The following is a 23785-nucleotide window of genomic DNA, read 5'->3' on the forward strand; positions in this document are numbered from 1 at the left end:
TCAAGGTCAGCCGCACCGGCGACACGCTCGCGGGCACGGACAAGGACGGCGACGCCTTCACCGTCGCCTTCGCCCCCGACGGCGCGAACGCCAAGGGCGAGGTGCGGATCGTTTCGAAATAGGGTGATCCAATCCACCCCCGTTTGCATCGAGCGAAGTCGAGATGCGTCTGGCGCAGTGCTCGCGTGTCTCGACTTCGCTCGACACAAACGGAGGTGGCTAGAGCTGAGCCTTACCCGCTGTTCCGCAAGGCCGTCGCGATCGCGTTGATCGTCAGCTGAATGCCCTCGGCGATCCGGGCATCGGTCTCGCCCGCGCGGTGGCGCTTCATCAGCTCGATCTGGAGCAGGTTGAGCGGCTCGATATACGGCAGCCGCAACCGGATCGACGCCTCGAGCGCCGGATTCTTCTCAAGCAACCGCGTCTGGCCGGTAATTTCGAGCAGGCCGTCGTGCGCGCGGTTCCAGCCGTCCTTGATCCGCCCGAAGATCGCGTCGTGCCCGTCGATATGGCTCGCCAGCCCGGCATAATGCGCCGCGATCCCCATGTCGGATTTCGCCAGCACCATCTCCATATTGCCGAGCAGCGCGCCGAAAAAGGGCCAGCTCGCCGCCATGTCCTTCAGCAGCGCCTTGTCGGCGAACCCCGAAAACGCCTCGCCCGTCCCGTACCAGCCGGGCAGCATGACGCGCGCCTGCGCCCAGCTGAACACCCAGGGGATCGCGCGCAAATCCTCGATCGCGCTCGACTTGGTGCGGCTCGACGGCCGCGACCCGATCTTCAGCGTCGCGATCTCGGCGATCGGGGTCATCGCGCGAAAAAAATCCTTGAAGGCGGGCGTGTCGTAGACCAGCCCGCGATAGGCGGCGAAGGCGCGGTCCGACACCGAGTCCATCGCCGCGGTGAAGCGCACGCAGTCGGCCGCGCCCAATATTTCGGGCTCGAGGCTGGCGAGCAGGCTCGCCGACACCATCGATTCGAGGTTGGTCGCCGCGCTGTCCGCCGTGCCATATTTCGCGCCGATCACCTCGCCCTGTTCGGTGATGCGGATGCGCCCCTGCACCGTGCCTGCGGGCTGGGCGCGGATCGCGGCAAAGGCACTGCCGCCGCCGCGCCCGACCGCGCCGCCGCGGCCGTGGAACAATTGCATCGAGGGTCCGGCGGCGGCGAAGACCGGAGTCAAGGCCTGCGACGCCTGGTGCAGTCCCCAGGTCGAGGTCAGATAACCGCCGTCCTTGTTCGAATCCGAATAGCCGATCATCACTTCCTGATGCCCGCGCAGCGCCACTTGCGGGCCGATTTCGGGCATCGCGAAGTATCGCGCCATGATCGCGGGCGCCTTGTCGAGATCGGCGATCGTCTCGAACAGCGGCACGACCATCAAATTGCTCTTGCCCGCCGCCTCGCCGCTCCGCCACAGCCCCGCCTCGCGCGCGAGCACATGGACTTCGAGCAGGTCGGACAAGGTCTGCGCCATGCTGATGATCCACTGGCAGATCGCATCGGGGCCGAGCCGCGCGCGGACATCGGCGGCGGCGCGGACGATCGCCAGTTCGCCCTCTGTCTCCTCGCTCCAGCTATGCCAGGATGCCGCGAGCGGCCGGTCGCTCGCCAGCTCGGCGGTGAGCAGCGCCACGCGCGCCTCTTCATCGAGCGCGGCATAATCGTCGCACACCCCGGCGACACGCAGCACTTCGCCGAGCACGCGTTCGTGGACCGCGCTGTTCTGCCGCATGTCGAGCGTCGCCAGATGGAAACCGAAGACTTCGACCGCGCGGATCAGCCGCCCGAGCGCGCCGATCCCGCCCAGCTGGCCTTCGCCGCTCGCCTCCAGCCCGTCCGCCAGCGTGACAAGATCGCGGCGGAAATCGCCGGGGGTGGCATAGGGTTCGCCCGTCAGCGCCGACGGGCGCGGCGCGGGCTTGCCGGTGATCGCGGTGAAGGTCGCGCAGAGCCGGGCATAAATTCCCGACAGCGCGCGGCGATAGGGTTCGTCGCGGCGGCTCGGCGCGGTGTCGCCGCTCGCCTCGGCCAGCGCCTCGACCGCTTCGGGCACGGGGGCGAGTCCCGCCGACACCGACAGTTCGGCGCCGAGCGCGTGGACCGCGTCGCTATAATGGCCGAGCACCGCGGCGGCGTTGCGCGCGGTCGCTTCGCGCAGCGTCCCGGCGGTGACGAAGGGATTGCCGTCGCGGTCGCCGCCGATCCAGCTGCCGACGCGCAGGAAACTCGCGGGACGCTGCCCCAGCTCCTTCTCCCAGCGCGCATAAAGTTTGGGCAGCACCGGCAAAAACACGTCGCGCAGGTAAGTCAGCGCATTGTCGATCTCGTCGGCGACGAACAATTTCTCGGTGCGCAGCGGCCGTGTCTGCCACAACAGCACGATCTGGCGGCGGATCGCGTCCTCGACGATATCGCCCTCGGTGGTCTCCTCGGCGCCCGCGTCGCGCAGCAGCATCAGTTCGGCGATGCGGTTCTTGTGGTCGAGCATCGACTTGCGCCGCACCTCGGTCGGGTGCGCGGTCAGCACCGGCGCAACCAGCGCGGCGGTCATCAACTGCGCGACCGCGTCGCTATCGATCCCGCCGTCCTTCAGTCGCGCCAGCGCCGCCGCGACCGTCGCCTCCGGCTCGGCCGCGATCCCTTGCCGGTCCTCGGCAAGGTTGGCGAGCATCGAGAAGAGCATGAAACCGCGCACAAAGGCGATCGTGTCGTCGAGGCTGAGCGCATCGAGCCCGGTGTCGATCGCCTCGGCCCCGTCGATCCCGCGGTGCCGGTCGACGCTGACCGAGCGGATATATTCGGTCTGTCGATACAATTTCTCGCCGCCATAGGCGCGGATGACGTCGCCCAATATCCGCCCCAGATAGCGGATGTCGGGATTTTGCGAGATCTGGATCGGAGGCCCCATGAGTGCGGATGCTGCACCTGCGAAGGCGCAGGGTCAAGCATGGTGGTGCGGAGCATAGCTATGCGGGATCTGTCGAATAAGCGCCTGCGCTTGGCGCTTCCGTCCAATACAAAGGGCCGCCACAACCGCCATGATGCTGGCGGGGCGAATTCCAAGGCGGATGGGGTCATGGACGGTGAGCGGCGGGGATATGCGGCAATCGGCATTTTGATGCTGATATTGGGGGCTAGCAGCCTCATGCTGCTGCTGTCCTGCATTGCGATGGCGCGGTTCACCATCACCGGCGAGCATGGCATTGGCTGGCTGTTCAATCTGATCGTCGCCAACGGCGGTGCCGGAATCACCGGCAAGGCGCTGGCTGCCATCCTCGCGGTCGGTGCCGCCTATGTCGCCGACCCCGATCGCCATCCGCTGATATTCTGGGTCACCGTCGTCCTGTGCGTCGTCGCGCTGGCCTCGGCGATGACCATGCTGGTGTTGCTTGGCGACGAAACGCTCGCGCGGCACCTCTATGACTGGGCGCCATCGGGAATCGACGAAGCGACGGCCTATGGCAAGGCGGCGAACCTGATGCTGGGCGGGTTCATTGCGTGGGTGCTCGGAGTGCTGTCGGTTCAGGTCGGGTTGAAGCTGAGCTGACGCGGCGCAGGGCAAGACGATCGGGAGGAGAGCGAATGAAACGCGCTACGGGATTCATGCCTCTGCTGGCTGCGGTCGCCGTATGGTGTCCCACAGCGATCGCGCAGACGCCGGGCGGGCCGGTGACGGTGACGTTCGGCTGGCCCGCCACGGATCGGCCGCAGCAGATCATCCTGCCGAACGAAGGCACGCAGCTGGCGCTCGCAGGCGTCGAGCAGGCATCGACCCAACTGACGCGGCCGGCGGTCGGCGAACGGCGCTATGCCGTCGAAGTTCTTTACGCCGACGGAACCAGCTATCCGCTGGAGTTACGGCTGCTGCCGATCAGCCGGCCCGCGACGATTCAGCTCTCGCGCAATCGGCCCGACAGTTGCTCGAACAACAACCTGCTTCCGTTCGAGGCGCATACCGCCAACACGATCAGTTCGATCAGGGCCGCCTTTTCGGTCCAGTTCATGCTGTCGCGCGCAACCGAAGCCAACAGCTGTGCCTCCTGGCCGCTCCGCGCTCAAAAAGCGCGTCACGACCGCTATTGTAACATGATGGCGGCGTCCGAAATACTCGTGGTTCCGGAGGCCGTCCGGGCGCAATTCCGCTCCGACGCCCAGGGCCGAACTGCCTATCTGCAAGCGATCGACAAATGCGAACGCGACGAACTCGCGCGCAAGGCGGGCGTGCTTCAGGCCACGGTGACGGCCGACGCCAAGCCCAACCCGCTTAATGCCTATATCGCGAGTGCGGCCCTCAGCGAGGAAGCGGCGATGGCCGAAGCCGATCCCGCGGTGGACGCCCGGATCGTCTATTCGCAGATAACGCAGCCGGCGCTCGTGATACAAACCCGCGACATGCGCGCCATCGCTGTGCGCGAGGTGGGCGAGGCCGCGGTGCTCGCCGTCGATCAGTCGATTGCGGCCGCACCGCGCTGACGCGCGGGCTTTCGCTCAGCGCGTCTTCACCAGCACCAGCGTCCCCAGGTCGATCCGCGGCCGGCCGTCGAAGGTCACGCCATTGTGCGTGTCGGTGATGAACATCAGCCTGCCCGAGGCGTCGGTGATCCGCCCCGAGACCGAATAGCGGCCGCGCGGGTCGAGCCGGCGCTCGTCGACGGTCAGCGAAAAGGCGAAGGGCACCTGCCGCCCGTCGGCGGTGAACGACTGCTGCGCGATCGTCTTCGACGGTGCGTCCATCAGGCTGACGTCGGCGAGCGTGACCTCGACCTGCGCGGTCGGCGGCAGCGCCATGCGCTCGCGATAGGTGATGCTGCCGGTGACCGACACCGGCTGTTCGGACGGCATGATCGTCGCGCAGGCGGCGAGCGGCAGGGCGGCGAGGGCGAGCGCGAGGTTGCGGGTGAAGCGCGCCATGAGGTTTCTCCTGTTTTCGAGCGATGCGGCCCGCTAGCGCCGCCCCGCTGAACCTACGCTGTCCGCTTCGTTATGTTCCCGTCATCCTTCGAGTTCGACGTCCCAGTACAGCCAGTCGATCCAGCTCGTATGCAGATAGTTCGGCGGGAAGCAGCGGCCATTGTCCTGCAACTGCCACGACGTCGGGCGCCAGGGCTGGCGGTGGATCGGCATATGCGCCTGTTGCGGGGTGCGCCCGCCCTTCTTCAGATTGCACGGCGCGCAGGCGGTGGTGACATTCTCCCACGTCGTGCGCCCGCCGAGGCGGCGCGGGACGACATGATCGAAGGTCAGATCCTTGCCCGACCCGCAATATTGGCACGCGAAGCGGTCGCGCAGGAACAGGTTGAAGCGCGTGAACGCCGGATGCTGCGACGGCTTCACATATTGCCGCAGCGCGATGACGCTCGGGATCGGCATCGTCCGCGTCGGCGAATGGATTTCGCGCTCGTAATTTTCGACGATCGTCACGCGGTCGAGAAACACCGCCTTGACCGCGGTCTGCCACGGCCACAGGCTGAGCGGGTAATAGCTGAGCGGCGTATAGTCGGCGTTCAAAACAAGCGCGGGGCAACTATCGGGATGCCGGGCAAGATCGGGATGGAACATGGCTTGGTAACGCAGCCCCCTTTGCTTCTCGGGTTGGCGCGCCACTGCCTTCCTCAAGTGACAGGGTCATTACATGCCGCATCAGAATCTGACGTCAAGGGGGCATCGTCCGCAACATATGGGAAGATTTCCCCGAGAGTCCCACATGATGTGGAGAATCCGGTTTAAACCATGCTGACCCGTTTCGCGCCCAGCCCGACCGGCGAGCTTCACCTTGGCCATGCCTATAGCGCCGTCCTCGCGTTCGACGCCGCGCGCCGCGCCGGCGGCGCCTTCCATATCCGCATCGACGACATCGACGGCAGCCGCTCGCGCGAGGCCTATGTCGCGGCGTCGCTCGCCGACCTCGCCTGGCTCGGCATCGCCTGGGACGGCGATCCGCTGCGCCAGTCGCAGCGGATCGCGACCTATCGGGCGGCGCTCGACGATCTCTCCGCCCGCGATCTCCTCTACCCCTGTTTCTGCACCCGCGCCGATATCGCCGCGAGCCTCGCCGCGCCGCACGGGCCATCCGGAGCGATCTACCCCGGCACCTGCCGGCACCTGACCGAAGCCGAACGGGCAAGCCGCGCCAGCGAACCGCATTGCTGGCGGCTCGACATGGCGAAAGCCGCCGATGTCGCGGGCGAACTTCATTGGGAAGAGCAGGGGAAAGGCTCCCGGCTGGCCGACCCCCGCGCCCATGGCGATGTCGTGCTCGCGCGCAAGGATGCCCCCGCCAGCTATCATCTCGCGAGCACCGTCGACGACGCGGGGATGGGGGTGACGCACATCATCCGTGGCGCCGACCTGATCGCCGCGACCGACGTCCACCGTCTGCTTCAGGCGCTGCTCGGCCTGCCGACCCCGCTGTATCGGCATCACGCGCTCGTCTGCGGCCCCGACGGCAAACGGCTGGCGAAGCGCGACGCCGCGGCGTCGCTCGCGGCGCTACGCGCCGGCGGCGCCGACGGACACGCGCTCGCCGCCGATCTGCTCGGTGGACGGCTTCCCACTGGCTATTCGCTGCAAATGCCCTAGATAGACGGCATGTCCATCCTGCTCATCCTCGGCGTCGTTGTGGCGGCCGGCTTCGTCCTCTTCTCGCTCGCGCGCGGACTCTTCTATTTCTCGCAAGGCCACCGCGCCGCGATGGACGGCACGGCGCACGAGAATCAGGTCATGCAGAACAAGATGATGATGTCGCGCGTCAAGTGGCAGGCGATCACGATCATCCTGATCGTGCTGATCGGCCTGCTCGCCGCGGGGCAATAGGCGTCCGCGCCCGCGTCCGATGGTCAAGCTCAACAAGATCTACACGCGCACTGGCGACGACGGCACCACCGGGCTCGTCGACGGCTCGCGCATCGCCAAGTCCGACGCGCTGATGGCGGCGATCGGCGACGTCGACGAAGCGAACAGTGCGGTCGGCATCGCCGCCGCCGCACTTGACCCCGCCAGCGACGAAGCGGCGATGCTGTCGCGGGTCCAGAACGAGCTGTTCGACCTCGGCGCCGATCTCGCCACTCCCGCCGATATCCAGTTCGGTTTCGGTCCGCACGCGATGGCGCTGCGCATCGTGCCCACGCAAATCGCGCGGCTCGAGGACGAGATCGACGCGATGAACGAGCATCTCGGCGCGCTCAAAAGCTTCATCCTGCCCGGTGGCACCGAGGCGGCGGCGCGCCTCCACCTCGCGCGCGCCATCGCGCGCCGCGCCGAACGCGCCGCCGTCGCCGCAGGGGCGACCCGCGACCTCAACCCGCTCGCGCTCACCTATCTCAACCGCCTCTCGGACCATCTGTTCGTGCTGACCCGCCACCTCAACGCCGCGGCGGGCGGTGACATCCTCTGGAAACCCGGCGCGACGCGCTGACAGCGAACAATATCAATGCGCGCAGAGGCGCAGAGATCGCAGAGAAAGTGAAGGACGGGCGGCGAAGCCGCCAATCTTTTGTCTCCGCGCCTCCGCGTGAACATCTTGTCTCTGCGATCTCTGCGCCTCTGCGCGAATCCTTCTGGCGTTGCTGCGTAAGCACACTTCGAACGACGAGCATATCGTTCCCTAAATGTTCTAGACAAGCCGCCGCCTCGTAACCATATTCCCCTCCACCGCGAAACCGAATCGGACCTCGGGGGATTATCCACTTATGGCCAGCCAGACAGATGCATCGCCCCTCACCGCCGGCACCGACGACGCGCTGGCGCTGACACGGCGATTCGCCGCGACGCGCCGCCTGTCGCTCGATCTCGTCGCGACCCTCTCCGACGCCGATGCCAGCGCGCAGTCGATGCCCGACGCGTCGCCCGCCAAATGGCACCTCGCGCATACGAGCTGGTTCTTCGAAACCTTCGTGCTGCGCGACCATGTGCCGGGCTATGCCTTGTTCGATGCGCGCTATCCCTTTCTCTTCAACAGCTATTATGACGCCGAGGGGCCGCGCCATGCGCGGCCGCAGCGCGGGCTGCTGACGCGTCCGTCGCTCGACGAAATCCGCGTCTGGCGCGCCCATGTCGACACCGCGGTGCAGAGCGCGCTGCCCGACCTGCCGCGCGCCGCGCTGGCGCTGGTCGAACTCGGCCTCCATCATGAACAACAGCATCAGGAACTGCTGCTCACCGACCTGAAGCATCTTTTCGCGCAAAACCCGCTCGGCCCCGCCGCATGGGAAAAAAGGGCAATCGCGAATGAAGTTGCGCAGTTTTCCGCCCCTTTTTCACCGTCGGACGAGGCCGGCGCGATCCGCTGGGTGAAGGGTGCCGAGGGTGTGGTTTCGGTCGGCCAAGGCGGCGACGATTTTGCATTCGACTGTGAAGTTCCGCAGTTTTCGGCGCTGCTCACCCCGCACGCCTTGGCCAGCCGCCCCGTCACCAACGGCGAATGGCAGCAATTTATCGCCGACGGCGGCTACCACACCCCGTCGCTCTGGCTCAGCGACGGCTGGGCGTGGGTGCAGCGCGAGGATGTCGAGGCGCCGGCTTACTGGCGCGACGGGCGGCAATTCACGCTTTCGGGCTGGCGCGATATCGATGCGCATGCGCCCGTTACCCATATCAGCTTCTTCGAGGCCGACGCCTTCGCCAGCTGGGCCGGCGCGCGGCTGCCGACCGAAATCGAGTGGGAGGCCGCCGCCGCGGCGCTCGACCCCGCATCGGGCGACCAGCTCGACGGCGCCGGACCCGTCCAGCCATCCGCCGACCCCGCCGCTGACATCGGCCTGCAACAGATGTTCGGCAGCGTGTGGGAATGGACCGGCAGCGCCTATCGCCCCTATCCCGGCTTTCGCGCCGCACCCGGCGCGGTCGGCGAATATAATGGCAAGTTCATGAGCGGCCAGTTCGTCCTGCGCGGCGGCAGCTGCGCGACCCCGCGCGGCCATCTGCGCGCCTCCTACCGCAATTTCTTCTACCCCCACCAGCGCTGGCAGTTCACCGGCGTGCGGCTAGCCAAGGATCTCTGACATGGGTGTCGTTCGCAATCTTCGCCAGGTCGATGCCGATGCCGCCGGGATCGATATCGCCTTTCGCGCCGACGTTCATGCGGGATTGTCGCAGGCGCAAAAGGCGGTGCCGGCGCGCTGGTTCTACGACGCGACGGGGTCGGCGTTGTTCGAGGATATCACGACGCTCCCCGAATATTATCCGACGCGCAGCGAGACCGACCTGCTCAAACGCCATGCCGGCGAAATGGCAGCGGCGATTGGCCCTGGCCGCGCGGTGGTCGAACTGGGATCGGGCAGCTCGACCAAGACGCCGCTGCTGCTCGAGGCGATCGGGCCCGCCGCCTATGTCCCGGTCGATATTTCGGGCGATTTCCTGCGCGAAAGTTCGGACGCGCTCGCCGCGCGCTTCCCGGGGCTCGCCATCTATCCGGTCGAGGCCGATTTCACCCAGCGCGTCGCCTTGCCGCGCGAAATCTGCCCGCTGCCAAAGCTGGGGTTCTTTCCCGGCTCGACGATCGGCAACATGGTTGCGCGCACCGCGATCGACCTGCTCCGCAATTGGCGCGAGGCGCTCGGCGACGGCTCGCTGCTGCTGATCGGTATCGACCGGATCAAGGATGTCGCGGTCCTCGAACGCGCCTATGACGATCCGGCGGGGGTGACCGCGGCGTTCAACCTCAACCTGCTCACCCGCATCAACCGCGAACTCGGCGGCACCATCCCGGTCGACAATTTCCTCCACCGCGCCGTCTGGGACGACGTCCATGCGCGGATCGAAATGCATCTCGTCGCCGCCTGCGACATGGACTTCACCGTCGACGGCCGCCTTTATCATATGGCGAAGGGTGAGACGATCCACAGCGAGAACAGCCATAAATACGGGGACCGTGACGCGAACCTGCTGCTCCGCGCCAGCGGCTGGACCCCGGTCGCGACGTGGGACGATGCCGATCCCGCCTTTGCCCTGATCCTCGCCGAAGCGACCGCCTTCCGTTCGGCGCCCTGACGCTCCATCCCTTGACGCGCCGGCCCGAAGCCGTAGGGCACGCGCATATTTTCAGCGAAAGGGCGGATCATGATCGTAGGTGTTATCGGCGCGGGCCAGATGGGCGCGGGCATCGCGCAGGTTTCGGCGGGCGCCGGCCATGATGTGCTGCTCTCCGACATCGATCTCGCGCGCGCCGAAGCGGGCAAGGCGGGCATCGCCAAGGCGCTCGGCCGCCTCGTGACCAAGGAAAAGATGACTCAGGGCGACGCCGATGCGCTGCTCGCCCGCATCACCCCGGTCGCCGACCATAAAGCCTTCGCCCCCGCCGACCTCGTGATCGAGGCGGCGACCGAGCGCGAGGAAATCAAGCGCGCGATCTTCGCCAGCGTCGGGCCGCATCTCTCGCCCACCGCGATCCTCGCCAGCAACACCAGCTCGATCCCGATCACCCGCCTCGCCCAGGCATCGCCCGACCCGGCGCGCTTCATCGGGGTGCATTTCTTCAACCCGGTGCCCGTCATGGGGCTGATCGAACTGATCCGCGGCCTCGCGACCAGCGACGCGACGCTCGCCACGGTCGAGGCCTATGGCCGCGGGCTCGGCAAGGAAATCGTCCACGCCAACGACGCGCCGGGCTTCATCGTCAACCGCGTGCTGATGCCGCTGATCAATGAAGCCATTTTTGCGCTCGGCGAGGGCGTCGCGACGATGCAGGACATCGACGCGGGCTGCCGCCTCGGCCTCAACCATCCGATGGGGCCGATCACGCTTGCCGACTTCATCGGCCTCGACACCTGCCTCGAAATCATTCGCGTGCTGCAGAGCGGTACCGGCGACCCCAAATTTCGCCCGGCGCCTTTGCTCGTTCAATATGTCGAGGCGGGCTGGGTCGGCAAAAAGGCCGGGCGCGGTTTCTACGACTGGACCGGCGAGAGCCCGGTCCCGACGCGGTGAATCCGGCGGGGGTGTACCGGGCAGAAATAGCAGGAGAAAAATGGTGAAAGCGGGAGCATATTCGGCGTCCGTGCGTTAGCTGGAGCGAAGCGCGATACTCGCCGCAACAGGAGTTTCGACCATGGTGCGCCTTTCCCTGTCTTCGCTGGCCGCTCTCGCGCTGGCCCTCGCCGGCCCGGCGCACGCCCAGAAAGGCGCGCCCGAGGATTCGACGATCAAGGATACCGCCAATTCGGTGACCGAGCCGTTCGACGGCAAGGAAGTCCCCGAAAAACTGCTGGCGATTCAGGGCGACCCCTATTCGCTCGCCGGCATGGGAAAATGCGCCGCGATCGTTCAAGAGATCGGCGAACTCGACGCGGTGCTCGGCCCCGACGTCAATGAGCAGGTCGATGCGACGCGGGCGAAGAAGCGCGAACAGACCGCGGGCCGCGTCGCCGGCAGCGTCGCGGGATCGATCATTCCATTCCGCGGACTGATCGGCGAGGTCACCGGCGCCAACGCCGAGCGGCGGCGCTATGCGGCGGCGGTCTATGCCGGAACGGTGCGCCGCGGGTTCCTGAAAGGTGTCGGACTCGAGCGCGGTTGCAAGGCGCCGGCGCGGCCATAAGCCCGAAACCGGGCGGAAGAGGGGGAGAGAAAATCATGCAGGTCGGCACCATCCGTCCGTTCACGATCGACGTGCCGCAATCGGCGCTCGAAGACCTCAAGGCGCGGCTCGCGAACACGCGCTGGCCCGAAAAGGAAACGGTCGACGACTGGGACCAGGGCGTGCCGCTCGCCTATGCGCAGGACCTCGCGGCCTATTGGCGCGACGAATATGATTGGCGCAAGGTCGAGGCGCGGCTCAACGGCCATCCCAATTTCCTCGCCACCATCGATGGCCTCGACATCCACTTTCTCCACATCCGCTCGGACAATCCCGATGCGCGGCCGCTCGTGCTGACCCATGGCTGGCCGGGGTCGGTGATCGAGTTCCTCGACGTCGTCGAACCGCTGTCGGCCGACTATCATCTTGTCATCCCCTCGCTCCCCGGCTACGGCTTTTCGGGCAAGCCGACCGAAGCCAAATGGAGCGTCGAACATATCGCGGCGGCGTGGGATGCGCTGATGGTCGCGCTCGGTTACACCCGCTATTTCGCGCAGGGCGGCGACTGGGGCAGCGCGGTGACCTGCGCGATCGGCGGCAATCACGCCGATCATTGCGCCGGCATCCACGTCAACATGATCGTCGGCCAGCCCGATCCCGCCACAATGGCCGACCTCACCGACGATGAGAAAGCCTATCTGGCGCGCTTCCAATGGTACCGGACCAAGGACAATGGCTATTCGACCCAGCATGCGACCCGCCCGCAGACCGTCGGATACGGCCTCGCCGATTCGCCGGTCGGGCAGATGTGCTGGATCGTCGAGAAATGCCATGGCTGGACCGACTGCGGTCACCAGCCCGGCGGCCAGTCGATCGGCGGCCATCCCGAAAATGCGCTGTCGAAGGACGCGATGCTCGACACCGTCAGCCTTTATTGGTTGACGAACAGCGCCGCCTCGTCGGCGCGGCTCTATTGGCACAGCTTTGCGCAATTCGGCTTCGGCGAAATCCATGTCCCGACCGGGTGTAGTCTGTTCCCACTCGAAATCATGCGCCTGTCGCGGCGCTGGGCCGAAGGCCGCTACAAGAATATCGTCTATTGGAACGAACTCGACCGTGGCGGCCATTTCGCTGCATGGGAGCAGCCCGATCTGTTCGCCGCTGAGGTCCGCGCCGCCTTTGGCGTGATGGCCCTATAGCGGCGTCATCACGACCTGGCAGCGTTCGGCGGCGCTGCGCACTGCCGTGTTCCAGGTCACCTCGTTGCCGTTGCGGGCGAGCCGCGCCCCGGTCTTGTTTTCATAGACCGACCCGCCGGTCGACGGCGTCTGTTTCAGCACCAGTGTCCGCATCCCGTTGACGCGCACGATCGCGCCGTTGCCGGTATAGTTGACGTTGAGCCGGGTGCCGCCGCTGCAGGCATAGCTGGTGCCGGTCTGGCGCGGGACCGAGGCGCAGCCGGCAAGCGCAGTCCCGGCTGCGGCCAGCAGGATTATTGTCCGTTTCATGGCTTTCCCCTTCAATAGCCCGAGCGGACGCAGAGCACGTCGGCCAGATATTCGCGGCGATTGATGGTTTCCATATGCTCGCGTGCCGACCCGTTCCACCCGATCGAGCGGCACCAGGTGTCGGCGGCGCGCGCGGCGCAGGCGGCGGTCGCCGACCCGTTGGCGCAGGCGAGGACGCGATAGCCGTTCGTCGATGGCTGGGTGTGGAATTCGGCGAAACTGCCGCGGGCGCTCTGGTCGTTCGCGGGCGGATTCGGGTTCCAGCCGCCTCCGCCACCGCCGCCTCCGCCGACCGGGCGGATCGACTGGACGGTCATCCCGCGCAGCACGCTGCCGAGCATCGGCGTATCGCGGTCGACGGTGCGGCAATTGCCCCGATAGCGCGTCTTTTCGCACAGCTCCCAGCGGCCGCTGGCGACGCGGATCGAATTGACCGGCCAGGCGAGCCCGAGATCGGTCTTCGCCTCGCCGATGAACACCGCCGGGCCGCGATAGGCGGCATCGCGATAGATGGTCGCCTCGGGCGGGCGATAGAGCCGTTCTTCGGGGGTTTGCGCGGTCGAGGTGGCGAGCAGCCCCCCGGTCAACGTCGCCGCGACGGCGCCGATGATGGACAGACGATGCACGGCTTTCATACGTTCTCCCCTGCTGTGACTGCGACCCGGAGATTCGTTCAAGGACGAGATTACAGCATGGGCGAAGGCCGCGCAAACCTCATCGCGGCCAGAGCGGTACTAAGCCCGCATCGTTGCTTGCGAAATCAGGGCCGGGCGGCGGGGGGCGGCGCGACCTCCGGTGCCGGCGTGTCTGCGGGTGCCGTCACCGGCGCGGGCGGCGCAGGTTCCGGCGTGGTCAGCGGCGGTGTGACGCTCAGGATCAGGCCAGCGAGCGCCGCTGACATCAGGTTCGACAGGCTACCCGCGAGCAGCGCCTTCAGCCCCAGCTTGGCGATCATCGGGCGCTGGTTCGGGGCCAGGCTGCCGGTGACCGCCATCTGGATCGCGATCGAGCTGAAATTGGCGAAACCGCACAGCGCAAAGGTGCCGATCGCGATCGACGCCGGCGACAACCCGCCGGCCTTTTGCATATTGCCGAGGTCGATGAAGGCGACGAATTCGTTGAGCACGATCTTGCTGCCGAACAGCGCGCCGACGGCGTCCGATTCGGACCAAGGCACGCCCATCAGCCACATCACCGGGCGGAAGATCTGGCCGATGATCGACTGGAACGACAGGCCGTCGACGTGGAACCAACCGCCGATCCCGGCGAGCAGCCCGTTGGCGAGCGCGACGAGCGCGACGAACGCCAGCACCATCGCGCCGACCGCGACCGCCAGCTTGACGCCGGTCTGCGCACCCTGCGCCGCCGCCATGATGATGTTCGCGGGCTTTTCCTCGTCATGGCTCGCCTCGGGCATGACGATCGGTTCGATGCCGATGTCTTTCGGATCGTCGGGCATGATGATCTTGGCCATCAATATGCCGCCCGGCGCCGACATGAAGCTCGCGGCGAGCAGATAGGGAAGCAGATGCTCGCCGATCATGCCGGCATAGGCGCCGAGGATCGTGCCCGCGACACCCGCCATGCCGACGGTCATGATCGTGAACAGCTGCGACGGGGTCAGCCCGGCGAGATAGGGACGGATGACGAGCGGGCTTTCGCTCTGCCCGACGAAGATGTTTGCCGCCGCGCCCAGGCTTTCGACCTTGGTGACCCCGGTGATCTTCTGGATGCCGCCGCCGACCCATTTGATGATCTGTTGCATCACGCCCAGATAATAGAGGACCGAGATCAGCGAGGCGAAGAAGACGATCACCGGCAGCGCGCCGATCGCGAAGACCGCCTTGCCATAGGGCGGCTGGGTCAGGACCTCGCCGAACAGGAATTTGGTGCCCTCGTCGGCATAGCTCAGCAGGTTCGACACCCCGGTCGACATCGCGCCGATGATCGCGCGGCCCCATGGCGTGCCGAGCACGAGCAGTGCGAAACCGGCCTGGAGCAGGAAGGCGGGGACGACGACGCGCGGGCGAATCCAGCGGCGGTTCGACGAAAACAGCACGGCGATCGCAAGCAGTGCGACGATGCCGAGCAGACCGATCAGGCGTTCCATAATGTTGATGCGTCCCCCGCAAGTTTATTGCGCCTGTCTAGCGGGCTGGGCGGCGGGGGCAAGGGGCGGCGATCACGGCCTGCCGCAGCGATGACGCTTGGCGCGGGTGAATTTCCTTTATAGGCATGCGGCTATTATCTTGGGGGGTAGCATGTTTCGTTCGATGATGGCGATGGTTCTGCTCGCCGTTTCGCCGTCGGTTCTGGCTCAGGGCGGGGGCGGTGCCGCGGTTCCCGCGCCTGCCGCAAAACCGATCGAGCCACTGCCGACCGCGACCTTCGCGCGCCTGCCTTTCATCGAAAGCGCCGAACTTTCGCCCGACGGTCGGCACCTCGCGGGGTTGTTCGCGATCAAGGGCGAACAGCGCATTGGCATCATTCCGATCGGTGGCGACGCCAGCCAGGCGATGTTTGTCGGCGTGCCCGACCTGACCGAGATCGACTGGCTGCAATGGGTCGGCGACGACAATATCATCGTCGGCCTGCGTGCATTGCTGCCGGTCGAGACGGACAATTGGTACATCTCGCGCCTGATCAGCATCAACCGCACCACTGGCAAGCCGACCCGCCTGCTCTGGGATCTCAAGGGACAGGATGCATCGAGCGTCGTCTGGATTCCGACCGACGGCAGCACCGAAATCCTCGTCGCCGGACAGAATTCCATCTATGAAGGCGAGGATTTCTGGCCTGCCGTCTACCGCGTCGATGTCGCTACCGGCCGCAGGAAGACCGAGGTCACTGCGCGGGGCAGCGTCCTCGAGTGGGGTGCCGACCATCTCGGCCGGGTCCGCTACGGCATCGGCTATCGCGACCAGACGACCAAATCGACCCTGCTCTATCGCGGCGACGGCAAGTCGCTGTTCCGCACGATCGACAGCGCCTCGCTGCGTGACGAGGAGCGGCTGTCGGTTCCCTTCGTCTTCGTTCCAGGCACCGACAATGGGCTGGTCTATGCCGATGCCCCCGACGGGCGCACGGTGATCGCCGAAACCGATCTGGCGACGGGCAAGCAGCTACGGATTGCGCATCAGGTCGACCGCGCCGATATCGAGGGCGCGATCCGGTCGCCCGACGGGTCGCGGCTGATCGGCTTCTACACCTCCGACGATGCGAAGCCGATCCAGTGGATCGACCCCGTGATGGCGGCGCACCAGAAGGAGCTGGATGCGGCATCGCCGCAGTCGAAGGTCCGCATCGAAAGCTATAGCCGCGACCTGACGAAGCTGCTGGTGCGGATCAGCACCCCCGACAATCCGGGGCTTTTCTATTATTTCGATTCCGCCGCGGGCGACCTGTCGAAACTGGCGTCGGTGAACGAGGCGATCGGCGGCAGGCGGTTGTCGCGTTCGAGGCTCGTCCAGTACAAGGCGCGCGACGGGCTGGAGATCGAGGGCGTGCTGACGATGCCGCGCGGCCGCGCCAAGGAAAACCTGCCCTTCATCGTCATGCCGCACGGCGGCCCCTGGTCGCACGATACGCTGAGCTACGACTATTGGGCGCAATTCCTCGCCGAGCGCGGTTATGCGGTGCTCCAGCCCAATTTCCGCGGCTCGACCGGCTATGGCGAGACCTTCCTGAAGGCCGGGCAGGGCCAACTCGGCTTCGCAATGCAGGACGATGTCACCGATGGCGTGCGTTGGGCGGTCGCCGAGGGGATCGCCGACCCGAAGCGCGTGTGCATCGTCGGCGCCTCCTACGGGGGGTACGCGGCGATGTGGGGCATCGCCAAGGATCCCGACCAATATCGCTGCGCGGTGTCGATCAACGGCGTGTCCAACCTGCGGCGCGAGGTCAATGATTTCGGCGGCAAGGTCCGTTCGCGCCTCTATCGCGACCAGTGGCAGAAGATGACCCCCGATTTCGCCGCCGTGTCGCCGATCAACGCGATCGACCGGATCAAGACGCCGCTGCTGCTGGTCCATGGCAAGAAGGATGTCACCGTCGACCACGTCCAGTCGGCAAAGATGTACAGCGCGATGAGCAAGGCGGGCAAATCGGTCGAATTCGTCTCGATCCCGCTCGCCGACCATTATTTCACCCGCGAGGCCGACCGGACCACCTTGCTGACGTCGATTGAAGCCTTTCTGGCCAAGCATAATCCGCCCGATTGACCGGCATCTTTCCAGCGCCGCCAAAACCGACTATCGCGCGCCGATGACCGACACCTCTTCGACGGCGTTGCCGCGCACGCTCTCGCCCTCGCTCTTCCTCTTCACCATCATCTATGGCGGCATGGTCGTGCTCGCCGGGGTGCTGGGCAACAAGCAGGTCGCGCTCGGCGACTGGCTGGCGGTCGAGGCGGGAATTTTTCCCTTCCTGCTGCTCGTCGCCCTGTCGAGCAGCGTATCTGAACTTCATGGGCAGACTGTGGCGAACCGGCTGGTGCTGTGGGGCTTCGTGCCACTCGTGCTGTCGATCCTGCTCACCGCGCTGGTGTTGTCGCTGCCGGCGTCGCCCGAAATGGACCCCGCGCGGCTGGCCGCTTTTGAAACGGTGCTTGGGCAGAGTCCGCGGCTGATGGCGGCGGGCATCGTCGCCTATGGCACGTCGCAGTTCCTGAACGTCACGATCTTCAGCCGTCTGCGCGGCCGTGAAGGCGCTGGAACGGGGTCGACCTGGCTCGCGATCCGCGGCGCGATCGCCAGCGCGCTCAGCCAGATCGTCGACACGTTGCTGTTCGTCACTATCGCTTTTTCGGGGGTTTTTCCCATCGCGAACCTGATGGGCGGGCAGATGCTGGCCAAGGTCACGCTGTCGATTCTCGTCATCCCCTTCGTGATCACCGGCCTCGTTGCGCTGGGTCGCAATCTCGATAGCAAGCCCGCCGCATGAGCCACGCCCCCGACCCCGCGATGCTCGCGAAAGCCGAAACGCTCGTCGAGGCGCTGCCCTATCTGCAGCGCTACGCCGGCCAGACCTTCGTGATCAAATATGGCGGCCATGCGATGGGCGATGCCGAGGCGCAGCGCGATTTCGCCGAAGATGTCGTGCTGCTCAAGGCGGTCGGTATCAACCCGGTGGTCGTCCATGGCGGCGGGCCGCAGATCGGTGCGATGCTCAAGCAACTCGGGATCGAATCGACCTTCGTCGGTGGCCTGCGCGTCACCGACGCCGCGACCGCCGAGGTCGCCGAAATGGTCCTCGCGGGCAAGATCAACAAGGAAATCGTCAGCTGGATCGCCGCCCTCGGCGGCCGGGCGGTCGGCATTTCGGGCAAGGACGCCAATCTCGTGCTCGCCGAAAAGGTCAAGCGCACCGAACCCGACCCCAATTCGGGAATCGAGCGCCATGTCGACCTGGGTTTCGTCGGCGAGCCCGTCGCAGTCGATCCGACGATCCTGCAGAACCTGACCAAGGACAATTTCATCCCCATCGTCGCCCCGGTGGCGCTCGGCGCCGATGGCGCGACCTACAACATCAACGCAGACACCATGGCGGGCGCGATCGCCGGGGCGTTGGGGGCCAAGCGCTTCTTTCTGCTCACCGACGTTGCCGGGGTGCTCGACAAGGACAAGAATCTGCTCACCGACCTCGACCGCGTCGCGATCGAGGCGCTGAAGGCGGACGAGACGATCACCGGCGGGATGATCCCGAAGGTCGAAACCTGCGTCGCGGCGGTTGATGCCGGGGTCGAGGCGGCGGTCATCCTCGACGGGCGGGTGCCGCACGCGATGCTGCTCGAAATTTTCACCGCCCGGGGTGCAGGCACGCTGATTCATCGCTAAGACGGGGGCCCGCGCGGCTCCCCCGGAGACTATCCCTTGTATTTCATGTTCCTCGAGATCCTGTCGATCCTCCTCAACATCCTGTGGTGGATCATCATCGTCCAGGCGGTGATGTCGTGGCTGCTCGCCTTCAACGTCATCAACACTCACAATGAATTCGTGCGCCAGCTCTGGTACGTCCTCGAACGGATCACCGAGCCGCTCTATCGCCCGATCCGCCGCATCATGCCCGATTTCGGCGGCATCGACCTGACCCCGATGGTGGTGCTGATCCTGCTGATCATCATCCGCGGACCGGTGATGTCCTATCTGGTGCAACTCGGCATCAGTTCCGGGCTGGCCTGATCGATGGCGGCAGTGATCGACGGCAAGGCTTTCGCCGCCGGGCTGCGCGCGCGAATCGCCGGTGCGGTGCCGGCGTTCGAGGTCGCTACGGGCCGCGCCCCCGGCCTCGCGGTCGTGCTCGTCGGCGACGATCCGGCGAGCGCGGTCTATGTCGGGTCGAAGGGCAAGGCAACGGTCGCCGCCGGCATGGCGAGCTTCGAACATCGCCTGCCTGCGACCGCGACGCAGGCCGAGGTCGAGGCGCTGCTCGCGGCGCTTAACGCCGACGAAGCCGTCGACGGCATCCTGCTCCAACTGCCTTTGCCCGGTCATCTCGACGAACAGGCGGCGGTCGCGACGATCGATCCCGGCAAGGATGTCGACGGCCTGACCCCGGTCAGCGCCGGACGTCTCGCGCTCGGCATCCCCGGCATGGTGCCCTGCACCCCCTATGGCTGCCTGCTGCTGCTTCAGGACCGGCTCGGCGATCTGTCGGGCAAGGACGCGATCGTCGTCGGCCGCTCGATCCTCGTCGGCAAGCCGATGGCGCAGTTGCTGCTCGGCGCGAACTGTACCGTCACCATCGCGCACAGCCGGACCCGCGATCTGGCCGATGCGGTGCGCCGCGCTGATATCGTCGTCGCCGCGGTCGGCCGTGCCGAAATGGTGAAGGGCGACTGGATCAAGCCCGGTGCGGTGGTCATCGATGTGGGCATCAACCGGCTCGCGCCCGCCGACGGCGAAACCAAGGGGCGGCTGGTCGGCGACGTCGACTATGCGCAGGTTTCGGCGGTCGCCGATGCGATCACCCCGGTTCCGGGCGGTGTCGGACCGATGACCATCGCCTGCCTGCTCCGCAACACGCTCGTCGCCGCGCACCGCCGCGCCGGCCTTGCCGATCCGGAGGGTTTCTGATGCGCCGCATGACCGCCGCCGCCTTTGCATTGCTTCTGGTGGCGGGGTGCGCGGGTCAGCCCGACGATATCCGCAACCGCCCGCTCGGCCCCAATCCCAGCGGCTTCGTCGCCGCCGAGATCGGCTTTGCCCGGCTCGCGCAGGAAAAGGGGCAGTGGACGGCGTTTCGTGAAACCTCGGCGCCCGATGCGACGATGTTCGTGCCGCAGCGGGTGAAGGCGCGCGACTGGCTGCGGACGCAAAAGGACCCCGCCGAGGCGGTGAAGTGGCAGCCGCACGCCGTCTATGTCAGCTGCGACGGCAATGTCGGGGTGACCACCGGCGCCTGGCAGAAGGGGCCAGCGAACGGCTATTTCAGCACCGTCTGGCTGCGCGATCCCAAGAGCGGCAAGACGCTGTGGACGCTTGATCATGGCGACACGTTGACGACCCCGCGCGCGGCGCCCGAATTCATCGAGACCAAGCAGGCGGTGTGCGGCGCGCGTCCCGGTGTCGCGATCGACGGCGGCAACGAAGGTGAGGACCGCGCGGTCGGCCTGTCGCCCGACCAGACGCTCAGCTGGACGTCGGTCGTCAGCCCCGACGGCGCGCGCCGCGTTACCGTGCGGTTGTGGGACGGCAGCGCGATGACGCCGGTGATCGATGACCGGGTCGCGGCCCCGACACCGCAGAAGCCCTGACCATGCTCGACCTCTTCATCTCGGCCTTCGTCACTCTGTTCGTGGTGATCGACCCGCCGGGGTGCGCGCCGATCTATGCCAGCCTGACGACGGGCGCGAACGCGGTGCAGCGGCGTTCGATGGCGATCCGCGCGACGATCATCGCGGGCGGGATCCTCGTCTTCTTCGCGATGTTCGGCGAGGCTTTGCTCAGCTTCCTGCACATCGACCTCGACAGTTTCCGTATCGCCGGCGGCCTGATGCTGTTCATCATCGCGATCGACATGGTGTTCGAAAAGCGTACCGAACGCCGCGAGCAGCGCGCCGAAAAGGTCAAGGCCACTCCCGAGGTCGAGGATGTGTCGGTGTTCCCGATGGCGATGCCGATGCTGGCGGGGCCGGGGTCGATTGCCTCGGTGATGCTGCTGGTGTCGCAGAACAATGGCCTCGACCGGGCTTTCGTGATCTTCGGCGCGCTGCTGCTCGTGCTGCTGCTGACGCTCGCCGCCCTGCTCGCGGCGGGGCCATTGATGCGGCTGATCGGCAACAAGGGCGAGGCGGTGATCACCCGCCTGCTCGGCGTGCTGCTCGCCGCGCTCGCGGCGCAATTCGTCATCGACGGGGTCAAGGCCAGCTTCAACCTGGGTTGAGCGACGGAAAAGGGCGCCGCCTTGGCGGCGACGCCCTCCTTCCATCCACTGGAATCGGTGTTTACCGCGCGGCGTTCACGTCGTTCTGGGTCACCGGCGCGATGCGGATTTCGACGCGGCGGTTGCACTGATAATCGGCCTCGCTGCGTTCGGGCGAGCATTTGAGCTGCGATTCGCCATAACCCATCGTCGCCATGCGGGCGCGCTGGATGCCGCGGCCGCCGAGATAGTCGGCGACCGACGAGGCGCGGCGTTCGGACAGGCCCTGGTTATAGCTGTCGCTGCCGGTCGAATCGGTGTGGCCATAGACGTCGATATAGGTGCTCGGATATTCGGCGAGGGTCGAGGCGACGCTGTCGAGGGCGCTGCGGAACTGCGATTTTACCAGCGCGCTGTTATAATCGAAGGTCACGTCGCCGGGCATGTTGAGGACCAGCTGGTCGCCCTGGCGCTCGACGTCGATGCCGGTGCCGGCGGTGCGTTCGCGCAGCTTCTTTTCCTGCTGGTCCATATAGTTGCCGATCCCCGCGCCGGCGACTGCGCCGATGCCCGCGCCGACGATTTCCTCGGTGCGGCTGTGCTTGCCGCCGATCAGGTCGCCGAGCAGATAGCCGCCCAGCGCGCCACCGACGCCGCCGATCGCGGCCTTGGAGATCTTCTTTTCGCCGGTCACCGGGTCGGTGACGCAGGCCGACAGGCCGATCGCGGCGATGCTCGCCAGTGCGGCCAGTTTGATGGTCTTGCTATTCATGATGCGCTCCCTTTTATGCGCGGACGGCTGATCGCCGACGTTGCTGTCGCTGTGCCGATAACCTCCGGCCGCGCCTCTGGTTCCATTCACCGCCTGAACCCCCGCTGAGCCGGGCGCGGCGCACCCATTGTGCAGCGCGGCACCTTTCGCCTATAGGGGGCCATGACCGAAGCTGACAGGGGCCAGGCGCGACCGCGCCGGACACATAACTGATGACCCCTTTTCCCTGGTCGGACGTGGCGATCATCGCCTTGCTGATCCTTCTCAACGGCATTTTTGCGCTGTCCGAACTCGCGATCGTCTCGGCGCGCGGCCCGCGTCTGCAGGCGGCGCAAAAGCGCGGCAGTCGCGGGGCGGCGGTGGCACGCCAGCTCGCCGCCGATCCCGGACGCTTTCTGTCGACCGTCCAGGTCGGCATCACGCTGATCGGCATCCTCGCCGGCGCCTATTCGGGCGCCAGCCTCGGCGGGCCGGTCGGCGAACGGCTGCAGGCATGGTTCGGGCTCGACGACGAAACCGCGCTGACCGCGGGTTTCGCGGTCGTCATCGCGGTCACGACCTATTTCTCGCTGATCGCGGGCGAACTGGTGCCCAAGCAGTTCGCGCTCCGTGCCCCCGAGCCGATCGCGATCTTCATGGCGCGGCCGATGCTGTGGCTGTCGAAAATCGCCGCGCCGCTCGTCTGGCTGCTCAACAACAGCTCGGGACTCGTTTTCCGCCTGCTCGGCCTCAGCCGCGAATCCGAAGACCGGGTGACCGCGGAGGAACTTCACCTGATCGTCGCCGAGGCGTCGAAATCGGGGGTGATCGAGGAAAGCGAACGCGCGATCATCTCGGGCGTCGTGCGCCTTGCCGACCGCCCGGTGCGCGAGGTGATGACCCCGCGAATCGACGTCGACTGGATCGATATCGCGTCGGACGCCGACGCGGTGCGCGCCAAGCTGCTCGAAAGCCCGCACACGCGGCTGCCGGTGGCGCGCGGGTCGGTCGACGACATCATCGGCGTCGTCCAGGCGCGCGACATCGCCGGCGCGCTGTTCCGCGGCGAGACGCTCGACCTCGAAAAGCTCACGCGCCGCGCGACGGTGATCCACGACCAGATCGACGCGATGGACGCGCTCGAAAACCTGCGCGCCGCCGAAGTTCCGGTGTTGCTCGTCCACGACGAATATGGCCATTTCGAAGGACTGGTGACCCCCGCCGACCTGCTCTCGGCGATCGCGGGCGAATTCGCGTCGGACCAGGATATCGGCAGCGAGCCCTTCGTGGTCGAGCGCGACGACGGCAGCCTGCTGATCGCGGGGTCGATGCCCGCCGACCAGATGGCCGAACGGCTGGGGATCGAGTTGGGCGAGGACCGGGACTATGCGACCGCTGCCGGCCACGCGCTCGCGATTTTGAAGCATCTGCCCAAGGAAGGCGAGACATTCACCGACCGCGGCTGGCGCTTCGAGATCGTCGACATGGACGGGCGCAAGATCGACAAGCTGCTCGTCAGCGAAATCGTCAAGCCGAAGGGCGACGAGGCGGAATGAGGCGCGGCCGTTTCGGGCCTTAAAGCGACAAAAGATACGGACACACGCCGTCATATTGTCTCCTTTGTCGCTTTAGCGGCATGCGGCGGCACGG

Annotated in this window: 25 protein-coding genes; 18 read left to right on the top strand and 7 right to left on the bottom strand. The window is 66.4% G+C overall.

Annotated features, from left to right (window positions below; genetic code table 11):
• Positions 1–232 precede the first annotated feature (232 nt).
• Positions 233–2911, bottom strand: a complete 2679-nt coding sequence (ppc, locus tag ASD67_RS01585) for a phosphoenolpyruvate carboxylase (RefSeq protein WP_056342247.1) — start codon at positions 2909–2911, stop codon at positions 233–235.
• 168 nt (positions 2912–3079) lie between these two features.
• Between ppc and ASD67_RS01590 the strand changes: the two genes are divergently transcribed.
• Positions 3080–3550, top strand: coding sequence for a hypothetical protein (locus ASD67_RS01590; RefSeq protein WP_156377527.1), 471 nt, complete (start codon positions 3080–3082; stop codon positions 3548–3550).
• Positions 3551–3585: 35 nt separating this feature from the next.
• On the top strand, positions 3586–4476 hold the full coding sequence (locus ASD67_RS01595) for a hypothetical protein (RefSeq protein ID WP_056342253.1): 891 nt from the start codon (positions 3586–3588) through the stop codon (positions 4474–4476).
• Positions 4477–4491: 15 nt separating this feature from the next.
• Here ASD67_RS01595 and ASD67_RS01600 read toward each other — a convergent pair whose 3' ends face one another.
• The gene (locus tag ASD67_RS01600; protein ID WP_082544763.1) at positions 4492–4914 is read right to left on the bottom strand and encodes a YbaY family lipoprotein; all 423 of its coding nucleotides are present in this window, start codon (positions 4912–4914) and stop codon (positions 4492–4494) included.
• A gap of 81 nt (positions 4915–4995) precedes the next feature.
• On the bottom strand, positions 4996–5562 hold the full coding sequence (locus ASD67_RS01605; RefSeq protein WP_056342256.1) for an HNH endonuclease: 567 nt from the start codon (positions 5560–5562) through the stop codon (positions 4996–4998).
• Positions 5563–5733: 171 nt separating this feature from the next.
• Here ASD67_RS01605 and gluQRS point away from each other — a divergent pair, with 171 nt between their 5' ends.
• The 8 genes from gluQRS to ASD67_RS01645 all read left to right on the top strand — a co-directional run bounded on the left by gluQRS (position 5734) and on the right by ASD67_RS01645 (position 12714).
• Positions 5734–6582, top strand: a complete 849-nt coding sequence (gluQRS, locus tag ASD67_RS01610) for a tRNA glutamyl-Q(34) synthetase GluQRS (protein ID WP_056342257.1) — start codon at positions 5734–5736, stop codon at positions 6580–6582.
• 9 nt (positions 6583–6591) lie between these two features.
• Positions 6592–6816: an HIG1 domain-containing protein gene (locus tag ASD67_RS01615; RefSeq protein WP_056342260.1), complete on the top strand. Its 225-nt coding sequence runs from the start codon at positions 6592–6594 to the stop codon at positions 6814–6816.
• A 19-nt stretch (positions 6817–6835) separates the two neighbouring features.
• Positions 6836–7417: a cob(I)yrinic acid a,c-diamide adenosyltransferase gene (locus ASD67_RS01620; protein ID WP_056342264.1), complete on the top strand. Its 582-nt coding sequence runs from the start codon at positions 6836–6838 to the stop codon at positions 7415–7417.
• A 274-nt stretch (positions 7418–7691) separates the two neighbouring features.
• Positions 7692–9002, top strand: coding sequence for an ergothioneine biosynthesis protein EgtB (gene egtB / locus ASD67_RS01625; RefSeq protein WP_056342268.1), 1311 nt, complete (start codon positions 7692–7694; stop codon positions 9000–9002).
• 1 nt (position 9003) lies between these two features.
• Complete coding sequence (egtD, locus tag ASD67_RS01630) at positions 9004–9990, top strand: L-histidine N(alpha)-methyltransferase (protein ID WP_056342270.1); 987 nt, start codon at positions 9004–9006, stop codon at positions 9988–9990.
• A 69-nt stretch (positions 9991–10059) separates the two neighbouring features.
• Positions 10060–10926 carry a 3-hydroxyacyl-CoA dehydrogenase NAD-binding domain-containing protein gene (locus ASD67_RS01635; protein ID WP_056342273.1) on the top strand — a complete coding sequence of 289 codons (867 nt, stop codon included), beginning with the start codon at positions 10060–10062 and terminating at the stop codon, positions 10924–10926.
• 121 nt (positions 10927–11047) lie between these two features.
• Complete coding sequence (locus ASD67_RS01640) at positions 11048–11536, top strand: hypothetical protein (protein ID WP_056342275.1); 489 nt, start codon at positions 11048–11050, stop codon at positions 11534–11536.
• Positions 11537–11571: 35 nt separating this feature from the next.
• A complete protein-coding gene (locus ASD67_RS01645) occupies positions 11572–12714 on the top strand; it encodes an epoxide hydrolase family protein (RefSeq protein WP_056342279.1) in 1143 nt (380 codons plus the stop codon).
• Here ASD67_RS01645 and ASD67_RS01650 read toward each other — a convergent pair.
• The 3 genes from ASD67_RS01650 to ASD67_RS01660 all read right to left on the bottom strand — a co-directional run bounded on the left by ASD67_RS01650 (position 12709) and on the right by ASD67_RS01660 (position 15133).
• Complete coding sequence (locus tag ASD67_RS01650) at positions 12709–13023, bottom strand: MliC family protein (RefSeq protein ID WP_056342283.1); 315 nt, start codon at positions 13021–13023, stop codon at positions 12709–12711. The genes ASD67_RS01645 and ASD67_RS01650 overlap by 6 nt on opposite strands.
• Positions 13024–13034: 11 nt before the next feature.
• The gene (locus ASD67_RS01655) at positions 13035–13658 is read right to left on the bottom strand and encodes a beta/gamma crystallin-related protein (RefSeq protein ID WP_056342286.1); all 624 of its coding nucleotides are present in this window, start codon (positions 13656–13658) and stop codon (positions 13035–13037) included.
• Positions 13659–13783: 125 nt separating this feature from the next.
• Positions 13784–15133 carry a NupC/NupG family nucleoside CNT transporter gene (locus ASD67_RS01660; protein WP_056342289.1) on the bottom strand — a complete coding sequence of 450 codons (1350 nt, stop codon included), beginning with the start codon at positions 15131–15133 and terminating at the stop codon, positions 13784–13786.
• A gap of 151 nt (positions 15134–15284) precedes the next feature.
• On the opposite strand from ASD67_RS01660, the gene ASD67_RS01665 reads away from it, so the two are divergent.
• Genes ASD67_RS01665 through ASD67_RS01695 form a run of 7 tightly spaced genes read left to right on the top strand, consistent with a single transcriptional unit; the run spans position 15285 to position 21405 of the window.
• Positions 15285–17243: an alpha/beta hydrolase family protein gene (locus ASD67_RS01665; RefSeq protein ID WP_056342293.1), complete on the top strand. Its 1959-nt coding sequence runs from the start codon at positions 15285–15287 to the stop codon at positions 17241–17243.
• A 43-nt stretch (positions 17244–17286) separates the two neighbouring features.
• The gene (locus ASD67_RS01670) at positions 17287–17964 is read left to right on the top strand and encodes a queuosine precursor transporter (protein ID WP_056342296.1); all 678 of its coding nucleotides are present in this window, start codon (positions 17287–17289) and stop codon (positions 17962–17964) included.
• The gene (gene argB, locus ASD67_RS01675) at positions 17961–18857 is read left to right on the top strand and encodes an acetylglutamate kinase (RefSeq protein ID WP_056342298.1); all 897 of its coding nucleotides are present in this window, start codon (positions 17961–17963) and stop codon (positions 18855–18857) included. Before ASD67_RS01670 ends, argB begins: the two co-directional genes overlap by 4 nt.
• Positions 18858–18902: 45 nt before the next feature.
• A complete protein-coding gene (locus ASD67_RS01680; RefSeq protein WP_056342910.1) occupies positions 18903–19202 on the top strand; it encodes a YggT family protein in 300 nt (99 codons plus the stop codon).
• Positions 19203–19205: 3 nt separating this feature from the next.
• The gene (gene folD, locus ASD67_RS01685; protein ID WP_056342300.1) at positions 19206–20096 is read left to right on the top strand and encodes a bifunctional methylenetetrahydrofolate dehydrogenase/methenyltetrahydrofolate cyclohydrolase FolD; all 891 of its coding nucleotides are present in this window, start codon (positions 19206–19208) and stop codon (positions 20094–20096) included.
• Positions 20096–20776, top strand: a complete 681-nt coding sequence (locus ASD67_RS01690; RefSeq protein ID WP_082544764.1) for a hypothetical protein — start codon at positions 20096–20098, stop codon at positions 20774–20776. Before folD ends, ASD67_RS01690 begins: the two co-directional genes overlap by 1 nt.
• A 2-nt stretch (positions 20777–20778) precedes the next feature.
• Positions 20779–21405 (top strand): MarC family protein, encoded by a 627-nt coding sequence (locus tag ASD67_RS01695; protein ID WP_056342302.1) that lies wholly within the window; start codon positions 20779–20781, stop codon positions 21403–21405.
• Positions 21406–21466: 61 nt separating this feature from the next.
• Here ASD67_RS01695 and ASD67_RS01700 read toward each other — a convergent pair whose 3' ends face one another.
• Positions 21467–22156 carry an OmpA family protein gene (locus ASD67_RS01700; protein ID WP_056342305.1) on the bottom strand — a complete coding sequence of 230 codons (690 nt, stop codon included), beginning with the start codon at positions 22154–22156 and terminating at the stop codon, positions 21467–21469.
• A gap of 212 nt (positions 22157–22368) precedes the next feature.
• Between ASD67_RS01700 and ASD67_RS01705 the strand changes: the two genes are divergently transcribed.
• Entirely contained in the window at positions 22369–23691 is a 1323-nt protein-coding gene (locus ASD67_RS01705) for a hemolysin family protein (RefSeq protein WP_056342308.1), read from the top strand.
• The last annotated feature ends 94 nt before the right edge of the window (positions 23692–23785 follow it).

Source organism: Sphingopyxis sp. Root1497 (genome assembly GCF_001427085.1).
Lineage (GTDB): Bacteria > Pseudomonadota > Alphaproteobacteria > Sphingomonadales > Sphingomonadaceae > Sphingopyxis.